Below are 12,407 nucleotides of genomic sequence, written 5' to 3'. Positions count from 1 at the left end.
AACGGACCGGAGACGGCCGGGGGCCGGGGCGCGCGACGGCACCGGCCGGAGCGCCGGTTCGGGACAGGCGTGACAGCGGCGATACGAGGGACGTACGTGACAACGGCACGGCAGGACGTGGTGGAGGCCCGCAGGGTCGTGGTCAAGGTCGGCTCGTCGTCGCTGACCACGGCCGCCGGGGGACTGGACGCCGACCGGGTGGACGCGCTCGTCGACGTCCTGGCCTCGGTCCGCGGCTCGGGCACCGGCGCGAGCGCGGGACCGGGCGGCCGGCCGGACAAGGAGATCGTCCTGGTCTCCTCCGGCGCCATCGCCGCGGGACTCGCCCCGCTCGGCCTGGCCAGCCGCCCCCGCGACCTGGCCAGGCAGCAGGCCGCCGCCAGCGTCGGCCAGGGCCTGCTCGTCGCCCGCTACACCGCCTCCTTCGCCCGGTACGGCGTCCGCGTCGGCCAGGTGCTCCTCACCTCGGACGACGTCAGCCGCCGCGCCCACTACCGCAACGCCTACCGCACCCTCGACCAGCTGCTGGCCATGGGCGCCCTCCCGGTGGTCAACGAGAACGACACCGTCGCCACCGACGAGATCCGCTTCGGCGACAACGACCGGCTCGCCGCCCTCGTCGCCCACCTCGTCCGCGCCGACCTGCTGGTCCTGCTCTCCGACGTCGACGGCCTCTACGACGGCGACCCGCGTACGCCGGGCGCGACCCTGCTCACCGAGGTCGCCGGACCCGAGGACCTGGCGGGCGTCACCATCGGCAGCGCGGGCAAGGCCGGGGTCGGCACCGGCGGCATGGTCACCAAGGTCGAGGCCGCCAGGATCGCCGCCGAGGCGGGCATCCCCGTCGTCCTCACCTCCGCCGTGCACGCCGCCGATGCGCTGGCCGGGCGCCCCACCGGCACCCACTTCCACCGCACCGGCAAACGCTCCGCCGACCGGCTGCTGTGGCTCGCGCACGCCTCCACCCCGCGTGGCGCGCTGCGGCTGGACGCCGGGGCGGTCCGCGCGGTCACCGAGCGGCACAGCTCGCTGCTGCCCGCCGGGGTCACCGCCGTGGACGGCGACTTCGTCGCGGGCGACCCCGTCGACCTGCTCGACGAGGCCGGGCACGCGGTCGCCCGCGGACTGGTCAACTTCGACGCCCGCGAACTGCCCCGGCTGCTCGGCCGCTCCACCCGCGACCTCGCCGTCGAACTCGGCCCCGCCTACGAACGCGAGGTCGTCCACCGTGACGACCTGGTACTTCTGCGCCCCTGAGCCCCCGGAACCCTCGACTCCCCGGTCAATGTCCGGGGATCTCCTCAGGACCTTGGTTCGGGCCTTCTTGCCGAAAACGCCCCCGCGGCCCGCCGGAGCCTGGTCAACTTTGATGCGGAGGAGTCGTCAGCGCTTACCGGTGCGGACGGCGCTCGCGGAACGCAACCCACAGGGAGGCCGCCGGTGAGACGAGGGCGCCCAGGGCCATTGACCAGGGGTACGGGGGAACGCACGCTGGTCAGCGTCGGCAACGACATCAGTGACGACATCGACGGGGACCCCGAGCGGGAAGCGCTTCCCGCCGAACGAGCGATATCCCGGCTGTGGCACGTCACGCTCAGCGTCTCGGGCCCCGAGACCCCGCTGACCGAGGTCAGACGCGGTCTTGAGCAGCTCGCCCACGACCACCCCTTCCTGCTCACCAGCCGGTACGCCACCGACCACGCGGAGATCCGCTACTGGGAGGAGGCCCGCGACCTGCACGACGCCGCCGCCATCGCGCTGCGGCTGTGGGGCGAGCACCGCTCGACGGCGGGCCTGCCGCCCTGGGAGACCGTCGGCCTGGAAGTCATCGACCGCGCGACCTACCACCAGCGCGTCGCGGAGGGCTACGGACCGCCGCCGGCCGTCCCGGTGGGCGTACACCCGTTCTAGGGCCCGTCCCCGCGGAGCACTGTCGCGGGACCTGCCAACCGGCCGGTGGCGGGCCGGTACCCTGCTTCCATGACCCACCCGCCGCTGCCCTCGCCGCTGCCCAAGTCCCCCGTGCTGCTCGCCGCGTACCGCGCGCGGGCCGCCGCCGCGGACCTGGCCCCGCTGCCGCGGTCCGTCAAGGACGACGCCCTGCTGGCCATCGCGGACGCGCTGATCGTCCGCACGCAGGAGATCGTCGCGGCCAACGCCGAGGACGTGGCGCGGGCCCGCGCGGCCGGGACCGGCGACACCGTCGTGGACCGGCTCATCCTCACCCGTGAGCGGGTCGCGGCCATCGCCGCCGACGTCCGGCACGTGGCGGGGCTGCCCGACCCGGTCGGCGAGGTGCTGCGCGGCTCCACCCTGCCCAACGGGCTGGAGCTGCGGCAGGTCCGCGTCCCGCTCGGCGTCGTCGGCATCATCTACGAGGCCAGGCCCAACGTGACGGTCGACGCCGCCGCGCTCTGCCTGAAGTCGGGGAACGCGGTGCTGCTGCGCGGCTCCTCCTCCGCGTACGCCTCCAACACCGCTCTCATCACCGTGCTGCGCGACGCGGTCGGCGGCGCGGGACTGCCCGCCGACGCCGTCCAGCTCGTGCCCGGCGAGAGCCGCGATTCCGTCACCGAGCTGATGCGCGCCCGCGGCATGGTCGACGTGCTGATCCCGCGCGGCGGCGCCGCCCTGATCCGTACCGTCGTCGAGGGTTCGACCGTTCCGGTGATCGAGACCGGCACCGGCAACTGCCATGTGTACGTGGACGCCGAGGCGGACATCGACATGGCCGTGGAGGTGCTGATCAACTCCAAGGCACAGCGCCCCAGCGTCTGCAACTCGGCGGAGACCCTGCTGGTGCACCGCGACATCGCCGACCGCTTCCTGCCGCGCGCGCTGGACGCGCTCGCCGAGGCCGGGGTCACCGTGCACGGCGACCCGCGGGTGCAGGCGCTGGCCGAGAGCAGCGGCAGCAAGGCCACCGTCGTGCCCGCCACCGCGGAGGACTGGGAGACGGAGTATCTGTCCTACGACATCGCCGCCGGGGTCGTGGAGAGCCTGGACGCGGCCGTCGAGCACATCCGGCTGTGGTCCTCCGGCCACACCGAGGCGATCGTGACGTCCTCGCAGGCCGCCGCGCGCCGCTTCACCCAGCGGGTGGACGCCGCCGCGGTGCTGGTCAACGCCTCGACCCGGTTCACGGACGGCGGCCAGTTCGGCTTCGGCGCCGAAATCGGCATCTCGACCCAGAAACTGCACGCCCGCGGCCCCATGGGACTGCCGGAACTGACCTCCACCAAGTACGTCGTCACGGGTGACGGACACATCCGCTGACACCCGCCGACACGCGGAAGTGTCCTCCGGACGGCCCACAGACAGTCCGGATTCCCCTGCCCAAAGGACCAACTTCCGCATTACTCTGGACAGATGCCGGACGATGACGAGTTCGCCTCCGTAGTCCTCGACGAAGAATTCGTACGGTCCGCTCTGTTCCATGAGCCCTCGGCCAAGGAACGGATGCTTGCCGTCGCCGAAGGTCCCGCGCTACCGCCCGGCTGGCCGGGTCGGAATCGAGCCGGTGCTCACGCCGCTGTCCCCGAACTGGACGAAGCGGGAGTACCGGATTCCGACGACCTCTACCCGGCCGGACGGCCGTACCGCGGGAGCAGTACCCGCTGGCACCGTCCGGTGGCCTGGGCCCTGGCCGTGGTCATGGGCATAGGGGTGGTCGCCCTGACCTTCGCCGCGGTCTACCGCGGCGCGGGCGGCGCGACCCGACCACCGGTGGTCCCCCCGCCGTCCAGCGGCCCGGTCGGCACACAGAGCAGCCTGCCTCCGGTCGCCGCGAACCGGCTTCCCTGATCTCCTGTCATAAGTTGACCGGTACCAGGGCGTTTATTCGCACGCCCAGAGACTTAACCTTGTGATATGAGCGGGCCTGGAAATCCTCCTGAGGGCACGCCCGAGGGCGTCCCCGGAGGCGGTGAGGACGAGTACCGATCCGTCGTGTTCGACGAGTCGTTCGTCCGGGCTGCCCGGATCCAGGAGTTCTCCGCCCAGGAGCGGCTGGACGACGCCGACCGGGCGGTGCGCGTCCGGCACGCGCTGCCGCGCGGCCTCGCCCGGCAGGCGGTCGCCCTCATCACGCTCATCGTCGTCGCCTTCGGCTTCGCCATCTACATGGGCGTCAGGCACCCCTACAAGGGCCGCGGCCAGGACGCCACGGAACAGCTCAGGGCCACCGTCATCCCGCTGGTCCCGTCCGGCAAGGTCGCCTCGGTCTCCGCGACCGAGCCCTTCCGCGGACAGCGCGCGGAGGCGTACCGGGTCGGCGCCGAGGGCATCACGATGCCCGCGATCCACCGGATCGGCGACTACGGCGTGGGCGAGGTGACGCAGGCCTTCAGCACCGCGAAGCTCTATCTGACCGACTCGTCGATCAATCAGGAGACGGTCACCGGCGGTGATGTGAGCAGTGTCCGCGCCCTGCTCGACCCCGGACAGCTCGACCAGTTCGACAGCAGCCTGACCCGGCCGTACACCGACGGCACCCACGAGGCGACCGGCTGGCTGGTCCGCTTCGACCCGGCGGCGCGGGTGCGGCTGGTCCGGGACGGCATCCGCGTGCAGGGCACCCTGGACGCCACCGAGACCGGCGACGACGAGCTGGAGATCGCCGCGGACCACACGTTCGTCTACGCGCTGTACCGGCCGGGATTCGCCGACAACGCCGTGTCGCTGTTCACCGTGCGCCGCCAGATGCGATTCCGCTTCAGCCACGCCGACCTGCGCCAGCGCCAGATCCAGGTCGTCCAGGCCGATGTGGCGGCGGGACCGCTGGCCTGCGGCGCGGCCGTACAGAACTACTTCCGGCCGATACTGGCCGGCCAGTCGGCGCCCGGCGCGGTCGCCGGAGCCGATCCGTACCGCCACGACCGGCCGGTCGGCGCGGTCTGCGCCCCGCTGACCGACGCCACCACCGGGCAGCCGCCGGCCACCGCGAGCACGACGGCGCAGGGCGTGCTGCCGAACGCCACATGGCTGCCGCGGGGCGCCGCGGGCGCGCCCGGCGGGCCGGGAAGCCCCTCGGTCAGCCCATCCCCGGCTGCGGCTCGGACGGCGGCCCCGAGTCCTCGGGCGAGTCGCCCGAGCCTTCTGACGCCCCCGCCGCCCCGTTCGTCGAGCCCGAGCCTGTGAAGCGGTCGCGCAGCTTGCCGCCGATGTCGCCCGCCCCGGACGAGATGTCCCGGATCAGCCCCATCAACGGGTCCTTGCTGCTCTTCACCGTATCGGCGTAATGCGTCGCGGACTCCTTGAAGGAGTCGTACACCGAGGTGTCCTTGTCCTCCTCGCGCCGCGGGTAGTGGCCGTCCATCAGCCGCTGGTAGTCCCGGCTGCCCGCCCACTTGCGCAGCTCGGCGGCGCGCACCGTGGTGAACGGGTGACTGCGCGGCAGCACATTGAGGATCTTCAGCACCGAGTCGCGCAGATCGCCCGCCGCCTCGAACTCGTCGGCCTGCTTCAAGAACGCGTCCACGTTCATCTCGTGCAGATGGTTGCCGCCCGCGATCTTCATCAGACCGCGCATCGACGCCTGCACGTCCTGACCGACCAGCAGACCGGCGCGGTCCGCGGACAGTTCCGACTTGCGGAACCACTCGCGCAGCGCGGTGACGATCGCCAGGATCGCCAGATTGCCCAGCGGAATCCACGCCACGCGCAGCGCCAGGCTGGTGAGGAAGAGCAGTATCGTCCGGTACACCGAGTGGCCGGACAGCGCGTGGCCCACCTCGTGGCCGACGACCGCCCGCATCTCCTCCTCGTCGAGCAGCTCGACCAGGCCGGTGGTGACCACGATGATCGGCTCGTCCATGCCGATGCACATCGCGTTGGGCTGCGGGTCCTGCGTCACGTACATCGCCGGGACCTTTTCCATGTCCAGGATGTAACAGGCGTCCCGCAGCATCGCGTTGAGATGCGCGAACTGCTCGTCGCTGACCCGCACCGAGTCCGACAGGAACAGCAGCCGCAGGGACCGCTCGGGCAGCAGACCGCTGAGCGCCTTGAAGACCGTGTCGAAGCCGCTGAGCTTGCGGAGCGCCACCAGCGCGGACTTGTCGGCCGGGTGCTCGTACGCCCGCGACGAGATGCCGGGGAAGCGCTTGCGGTTGCGCCCCGGCAGGTTCTTCTGACCGTCCTGCGTGTCGTTCGGTCCATTCGGCACGGACATACTGGCCCAACCCCCTGATAGCCAACCGGTACATACTCTGGACGCGCGGAGCCTGCGCGAAGTTCCCTTCCGCCCGCCCGTACGATGTGCCCGAGAGTCTTCTCCCCCGTCCCCGATATCGCAAAGGGTCCCGCTGATCATGTCGTCCAACGCAGCCTCCGCCCTGACCACACTCGCCGAGGGGGGCGGCAACCACAACAGCCTCAGCCCGTACGTGACCGGCTTCGGCGCACTGGCCGCCCTGCTGCTCCTGCTGTGGATCGTGACCCGCTTCAACCGGGACTGACCATGCCGGACGCGAAGCACCGCATCGGGGTGATGGGCGGCACCTTCGACCCCATCCACCACGGTCACCTGGTCGCCGCCAGCGAGGTCGTCAGCCTCTTCCACCTCGACGAGGTGGTCTTCGTGCCGACCGGCCAGCCGTGGCAGAAGAGCGACCAGAAGGTGTCGGCCGCCGAGGACCGCTACCTGATGACGGTGATCGCCACCGCGTCCAACCCGCAGTTCTCGGTGAGCCGCAGCGACATCGACCGCGCGGGCAAGACGTACACCATCGACACCCTGCGCGATCTGCGCGCCGAGCACCCGGGCGCCGAGCTGTTCTTCATCACCGGTGCCGACGCGCTCTCCCAGATCTTCTCCTGGCGGGACGCGGAGGAACTGTTCTCTCTCGCGCACTTCATCGGGGTCACACGCCCCGGGCATACGCTGTCGGACCCGGGCTTCCCCGAGGGCGGTGTCTCGCTCGTGGAGGTCCCGGCGCTGGCGATCTCCTCCACGGACTGCCGCCAGCGGGTGGCCAAGGGGGATCCTGTCTGGTACTTGGTTCCGGACGGTGTAGTGCGCTACATCGACAAACGCGCGCTGTACCGGGACGCGACCGGGTAGCTCCGCAACGAACCACGTGAAGGGGTTCCTCGTGAACGACGCAAACCCCCGTTGGCAGCAAGCCGAGGGCGGTCCTGAGAACGAGAGAGACCCTTACGCGCAAGACCCCTACTACCAGCAGCAGCCCTACGGTTACGACCCGTACGCACAGCCCCATCCCGCGCAGCAGCAACAGGGGCAGCAGCCGCGGCAGCAGGCCGCTCAGCAGGCGCCGCCGCACGTCCCCCAGCAGCAGCCGCACCCCGGTTACCAGGACCCGTACTACGGCGACCCCTCGCAGACCTACGCCGGCCAGCAGCAGGGCTGGATCCCGCAGCAGCCCCAACAGCCGTACTACGAACAGGGACCGGGCCCCGGCGGCTACGGCCAGGGCCAGGGCCACGCGCCGGGCCAGAGCCAGGGACAGGGCCAGGGTTACGGCGCCGGGCAGCCGCAGGCGTACGACACCGGGCAGCACACCGTCTACGAGACCGGCCAGCAGCCCCCCGTGTACGACACCGGCCAGCACGCGGTCTACGACACGGGCCGGCAGCAGCCGGTCTACGACACCGGTCCACAGCAGCCCGTCTACGACACCGGCCAGCAACCGGTCTACGACACCGGCCGGCACGCCGTGTACGAGACCGGGCAGCAGCCGCCGGTGTACGAGACAGGGCAGCAGCCGCCCGTGTACGACACCGGGCAGCAGCCGGTCTTCCACGAGGAGCCCGGGACGCGGCAGGCGCCGGCCGCCGCGGGCGGGGCGAAGGGGCCCGACGGGCAGTATCTGACCGAGCAGTTCGCCTTCATCGACGAGGACTCGGAGGAGTCGGAAGAGGTCATCGACTGGCTGAAGTTCTCCGAGTCGCGCACCGAGCGCCGCGAGGAGGCCAAGCGGCGCGGCAAGAACCGCAAGGTCGGCCTGATCCTGCTGGTCGTGCTCGCGATGCTCGGCGGCGTCGGCTACCTGTGGCAGGCGGGCAAGCTGCCCGGCCTCGGCGACTCGAAGGGCCCGGCCGCGGCGGCGGGCGGCGCGCAGAAGCGCGACGTCATAGTCGTGCACCTGATGCCGGTCGACAAGGGCGCGCCCGCCACCGCGCTGCTGGTGGACAACGAGACCAAGGGCCGCGGCACGACGGTCCTGTTGCCCAACTCCCTCAACGTCACCACCGAGGACGGCACGTCGACCACCCTGGACAAGGCGGTCGGCGACGGCGTCGGCCCGACCAGGGACGCCCTCAACTCGCTGCTCGGCTCCGACATCAAGGGCACCTGGCGGCTGGACACCCCGTATCTGGAACTGCTGGTCGACTCGCTCGGCGACGTCTACGTCGACACCGACGCCGAAGTGAAGGGCACCGGCAAGGACAAGGACAAGACGCTGGTCCGGCAGGGCAAGCAGACCGAGCTGACCGGCCAGGCGGCCGTCGCGTACGCCACCTACCTCGCGCCGGGCGAGCCGCAGACCAAGCAGCTCAGCCGCTTCGGGCAGGTCATGCAGGCGCTGCTGAAGAAGATGCCCAGCGACGCGGCGTCCGCGACCAAGACCGTCCAGTCGCTGGCCCAGATCCTCGACCCGTCACTGACCGACCAGCAGCTCGGCGCGTCGCTCGCGCAGCTCGCGGAGCTGGCCAAGACCGGCGCGTACGACACGGCGATGCTGCCGGTGCAGAAGGACGGCACGCTCACCGCGAAGACCAGCGACAGCGTCGTCAAGGACATCCTCGGCGGCACGGTCAAGACCTCCGACGCGACCGCGCAGGCCCGCGTGCAGATCAAGGACGCCACCGGGGACAAGAAGTCGGGCCCGATGGCGCAGGCCGCGATCGTCAACGGCGGCACGTACACCTATGTGCCGGGCGGCACGGCGGACAAGTCCCAGGCCCTCTCGCAGATCGTCTACGGCGACGACGCGCGGCTGGCCGCGGCCAAGGACGTCGCGTCCACCCTGGGGCTGCCCGCGAGCGCGGTGAAGAAGGGCACGGTGCCGGCGACCGCGGACATCTCGGTGGTGCTCGGCAAGGACTACAAGCAGACGGGCCAGTGAGCGCCCGCCGCGGGCTCCGGTCGCCGGTGACCGAGCGTGGTGACCGGTCCGCGGCGATCGGCGCATGGTGACCGGCGCGCGGTCACCGGCGCATGGTGACCGGCGCGCGGTGATCGAAAAGGGGTCGGGGGCTGTCCGAGGGTCGTGAGACCCTTGGGTGACCAGCCCCCGACCCGAAAGTCTCCTCAGTGACCGCCACGGACCGTTCCATCGAGCTGACCCGTACCGCCGCCCAGGCCGCGGCCGACAAGCTCGCGCACGACATCATCGCCTACGACGTCAGCGACGTCCTCTCCATCACCGACACCTTCCTGGTGGCCTCCGCGCCCAACGACCGACAGGTCAAGGCCATCGTCGACGGCATCGAGGAGACCCTGGCCAAGGAGCTGGACGCCAAGCCGGTACGGCGCGAGGGCGAGCGGGACGGCCGCTGGGTGCTGCTCGACTACATCGACATCGTGGTGCACGTGCAGCACTCCGAGGAGCGGGTCTTCTACGCCCTGGAGCGGCTGTGGAAGGACTGCCCGGAGATCGAGCTGCCGCAGGACGCGGTCGCGACCCGCGGCAAGGGCGCCGAGCACGCCCAGGCGCAGGAGGCGCAGGACGAGGGAGACCTGAACTGAACGGGAACAAGGGCGGCCGTGGCCGCCGGATCGTGCTCTGGCGGCACGGCCAGACGGCCTGGAATCTCGAACAGCGCTTCCAGGGCAACACCGACATCGAGCTGACCGCCGAGGGCATCGCGCAGGCGCGCCGCGCCGCCCGGCTGCTCGCGGCGCTGCGGCCGGACGCGATCATCGCCTCCGACCTGCGCCGGGCCGCGGGCACCGCCGCGGAGCTTGCCGCGGTGACCCACCTGCCGGTCACGCACTACGAGGGCCTGCGCGAGACCTTCGCCGGAGCCTGGCAGGGCCTGACCCACACCGAGATCGTCGAGCGCTACGGCGAGCAGTACGCGGCCTGGAAGCGCGGCGAGCCGGTGCGGCGCGGCGGCGGCGAGCTGGAGACCGAGGTCGCCGACCGGGCCGCGCCCGTGGTGCTGACCGCCGCCGACAAGCTCGCCGACGACGGCGTCCTCGTCGTCGTCAGCCACGGCGGCACTATCCGCACCACCATCGGACGGCTGCTCGGCCTGGAGTCGACGAGCTGGGAGTCGCTCGGCGGCCTGACGAACTGCTGCTGGTCCGTCCTCGGCGAGGGCGCCCGCGGCTGGCGGCTGCTTGAGCACAACGCGGGCACCCTGCCGGAGCCGGTCCTCGGCGACGACACCTGAGCGCGCGCCGGACCGTGCTCGCGGCGGCCTCCGGACGGCCCTCGACCGGGTCCGGGACGCGTCCGCGCGCGGCGGTGCAGCGGATTTCGTTTCCGGCGCGCTCACCGGCTATGCTTCTTCTCGTCGCCGGGGAAACCCGCGCTGACGCGGGGCTGTAGCTCAGTTGGTAGAGCGCTTGCATGGCATGCAAGAGGTCCGGGGTTCAATTCCCCGTAGCTCCACAAGGTCGAGGGCGGAGTGTGCTCGCGGATAACGCGAGTCACTCCGCCCTCTGTCGTTTCTGCCCGGCTGCGCCTCGCGCCGCGGGGGCTTCGCCACCGTGGGGTCGGCCGGGCCGGGCGCCGAGGCGGGAGTACCCGGGGACAGGGTCCACACGCGACGTACGAAGGTCCCGTTCCCTCACCGGGGGAGCGGGATCTCTGCGTTCCGGCCCTCCCGCGTGGCCTGCTCGGCCTTCTCGCGCAGGATCTCGGAGAGCGGGCGGCCGTGCTCGGGGCAGCCGACGACCGGGTCGGGGATGGCGCGCAGGCGCTCGATCCGGCGGGTGTCCTGCGCGCCGAGCGGGGTGTAGACGACGACGCGGTGCTCGGCCATGCCGTCGATGCTCAGCGAGCTGGACGACAGATTGACGGTGCCGACCGCGGGGTGCCGGAAGACCTTGACCCGCCTGCCCGGCGCGGCCACGGGCGCCGGGACCCCGGGGGCGGCGGGTGCGGTGCGGCGCGGTCTCGACCTGCCGGGCCTGGTCGTGCTCGGCGCCGCGGTGACGCTGCTCACCGTGCCGCTCGTCCTCGGGCCCACGCCTACGCCGTGACGTCGGCGGCCATGGCGGCGGTGTCGTCGGTCGGCGCCGTGGTCGCGGTCGAGTGGCGGCGGAGCGGGCGGCGCCGGGCCTGAGGCACGGGGCCTGTGCCGGTGCGTCCTACGCGTCCTGCGCGGCCTCCGCGTCCAGGGACGGGTAGTCGGTGTAGCCGCGCTCGTCGCCGCCGTAATACGTGGCCCGGTCCGGGGTGTTGAACGGTCCGCCCGCGCGGAGCCTGCGCGGCAGGTCGGGGTTGGCGAGGAAGAGGGCGCCGTACGAGAGCATGTCGGCGGTGCCGTCCTCGATCAGCGCCAGCTCCTCCGGGCCCGAAGGGCGGCCGACCGTACGGGCGTTGAGGATGAGGGCGCCGGAGAAGCGTTTGCGCAGCTCCAGGGTGAGCGCCCGGTCGTCGTTCTCGATGAGGTGCAGATACGCGGGGCCGACCGCTTCGATCGCCTGGACCAGCGCGACATACGTCGGTCCCGGCTCCGGCTCGTGGAGGTCGCCGAGCGGATTGCCGGGCGAGACGCGCAGGCCCGTACGGTCGGCGCCGATCGCCCCGGCCACCGCCGTGACCAGCTCGACCGCGAACCGTATCCGGCGCTCGGGGGAGCCGCCCCAGTCGTCGGTGCGGACATTGGAGTTGGGCGCGAGGAACTGGTGCGCCAGATAGCCGTTGGCCGCGTGCACCTCGACGCCGTCGAAGCCCGCCGTGATCGCGTTGTGGGCCGCGGCGGCGTGGTCGGCCACGGTCTGCCGGATGCCGTCCTCGGTCAGCTCCTCGGGGACGACGAACTCCTTCGGCCCGTCCCGCGTGTAGACCGTGCCCTGGGCGGCGACGGCCGAGGCGCCGACCGGTACGAGGCCGTCGGGCAGCAGGGAGGGGTGGCCGATCCGGCCGGTGTGCATGAGCTGCGCGAAGATCCGGCCGCCCGCCGCGTGCACGGCGTCGGTGACCCGGCGCCAGGCGGCGATCTGCTCGTCGCTGTGCAGACCGGGAGTGTCGGGATAGCCCTGGCCGACGGGGGAGGGCTGGGTGCCCTCGGTGACGATCAGCCCGGCGGAGGCGCGCTGCGCGTAGTAGCGCACGGCGGCGTCGGTCGGGGCGAGTCCGGGACCGTACGCCCTGCTGCGGGTCATCGGTGCCATGACGATACGGTTCGGCAGCCGCACACCGCCGAGGTCGAGGGGGTCGAACGCGGTGGTCAAAGCGGTCTCCAGGCTCGTCCGGCGGCGGGGCTCG

Annotated in this window: 13 protein-coding genes and 1 tRNA gene; 11 read left to right on the top strand and 3 right to left on the bottom strand. The window is 72.0% G+C overall.

Annotation, left to right across the window (positions count from 1 at the left end; all coding sequences use genetic code 11):
• Positions 1–96: 96 nt before the first annotated feature.
• The 5 genes from proB (at position 97) to ACIQCJ_RS22640 (ending at position 5,139) form a co-directional block, all read left to right on the top strand.
• The gene (gene proB, locus ACIQCJ_RS22660) at positions 97–1,257 is read left to right on the top strand and encodes a glutamate 5-kinase (protein WP_355348942.1); all 1,161 of its coding nucleotides are present in this window, start codon (positions 97–99) and stop codon (positions 1,255–1,257) included.
• A 183-nt stretch (positions 1,258–1,440) separates the two neighbouring features.
• The gene (locus ACIQCJ_RS22655) at positions 1,441–1,911 is read left to right on the top strand and encodes a hypothetical protein (protein ID WP_355348939.1); all 471 of its coding nucleotides are present in this window, start codon (positions 1,441–1,443) and stop codon (positions 1,909–1,911) included.
• Positions 1,912–1,980: 69 nt separating this feature from the next.
• Complete coding sequence (locus tag ACIQCJ_RS22650) at positions 1,981–3,276, top strand: glutamate-5-semialdehyde dehydrogenase (RefSeq protein WP_402712323.1); 1,296 nt, start codon at positions 1,981–1,983, stop codon at positions 3,274–3,276.
• A gap of 93 nt (positions 3,277–3,369) precedes the next feature.
• On the top strand, positions 3,370–3,804 hold the full coding sequence (locus ACIQCJ_RS22645) for a hypothetical protein (RefSeq protein ID WP_188283116.1): 435 nt from the start codon (positions 3,370–3,372) through the stop codon (positions 3,802–3,804).
• 66 nt (positions 3,805–3,870) lie between these two features.
• Entirely contained in the window at positions 3,871–5,139 is a 1,269-nt protein-coding gene (locus tag ACIQCJ_RS22640; protein WP_402712322.1) for a hypothetical protein, read from the top strand.
• Here the strand turns inward: ACIQCJ_RS22640 and ACIQCJ_RS22635 are convergent.
• A complete protein-coding gene (locus tag ACIQCJ_RS22635) occupies positions 5,033–6,166 on the bottom strand; it encodes a M48 family metallopeptidase (protein WP_355348930.1) in 1,134 nt (377 codons plus the stop codon). The genes ACIQCJ_RS22640 and ACIQCJ_RS22635 overlap by 107 nt on opposite strands.
• A 145-nt stretch (positions 6,167–6,311) precedes the next feature.
• Here ACIQCJ_RS22635 and ACIQCJ_RS22630 point away from each other — a divergent pair, with 145 nt between their 5' ends.
• From ACIQCJ_RS22630 to ACIQCJ_RS22605, 6 genes are all read left to right on the top strand, one after another.
• A complete protein-coding gene (locus ACIQCJ_RS22630; protein WP_355348984.1) occupies positions 6,312–6,458 on the top strand; it encodes a hypothetical protein in 147 nt (48 codons plus the stop codon).
• Between the two features lie 2 nt (positions 6,459–6,460).
• Positions 6,461–7,063, top strand: a complete 603-nt coding sequence (gene nadD, locus ACIQCJ_RS22625) for a nicotinate-nucleotide adenylyltransferase (protein WP_355348927.1) — start codon at positions 6,461–6,463, stop codon at positions 7,061–7,063.
• A gap of 31 nt (positions 7,064–7,094) precedes the next feature.
• On the top strand, positions 7,095–9,089 hold the full coding sequence (locus ACIQCJ_RS22620; protein WP_402712321.1) for a LytR C-terminal domain-containing protein: 1,995 nt from the start codon (positions 7,095–7,097) through the stop codon (positions 9,087–9,089).
• A 188-nt stretch (positions 9,090–9,277) separates the two neighbouring features.
• Positions 9,278–9,712 (top strand): ribosome silencing factor, encoded by a 435-nt coding sequence (gene rsfS, locus ACIQCJ_RS22615; RefSeq protein ID WP_355348921.1) that lies wholly within the window; start codon positions 9,278–9,280, stop codon positions 9,710–9,712.
• Entirely contained in the window at positions 9,709–10,362 is a 654-nt protein-coding gene (locus tag ACIQCJ_RS22610) for a histidine phosphatase family protein (RefSeq protein ID WP_401715847.1), read from the top strand. Before rsfS ends, ACIQCJ_RS22610 begins: the two co-directional genes overlap by 4 nt.
• Positions 10,363–10,510: 148 nt before the next feature.
• Positions 10,511–10,583, top strand: a tRNA-Ala gene (locus ACIQCJ_RS22605).
• A 178-nt stretch (positions 10,584–10,761) separates the two neighbouring features.
• On the opposite strand, the gene ACIQCJ_RS22600 is transcribed toward ACIQCJ_RS22605, so the two are convergent.
• Together ACIQCJ_RS22600 and ACIQCJ_RS22595 are read right to left on the bottom strand one after the other, a co-directional pair.
• On the bottom strand, positions 10,762–11,139 hold the full coding sequence (locus tag ACIQCJ_RS22600) for a hypothetical protein (protein ID WP_402712320.1): 378 nt from the start codon (positions 11,137–11,139) through the stop codon (positions 10,762–10,764).
• Between the two features lie 145 nt (positions 11,140–11,284).
• The gene (locus ACIQCJ_RS22595) at positions 11,285–12,373 is read right to left on the bottom strand and encodes an alkene reductase (RefSeq protein ID WP_402712319.1); all 1,089 of its coding nucleotides are present in this window, start codon (positions 12,371–12,373) and stop codon (positions 11,285–11,287) included.
• Positions 12,374–12,407: the final 34 nt, after the last annotated feature.

The sequence above is a fragment of the Streptomyces sp. NPDC093221 genome (assembly GCF_044753885.1).
In the GTDB taxonomy this organism is placed as follows: domain Bacteria; phylum Actinomycetota; class Actinomycetes; order Streptomycetales; family Streptomycetaceae; genus Actinacidiphila.
Note: the sequence above shows the minus strand (reverse complement) of the source record. Positions and strands in the feature narration are given on the sequence as shown.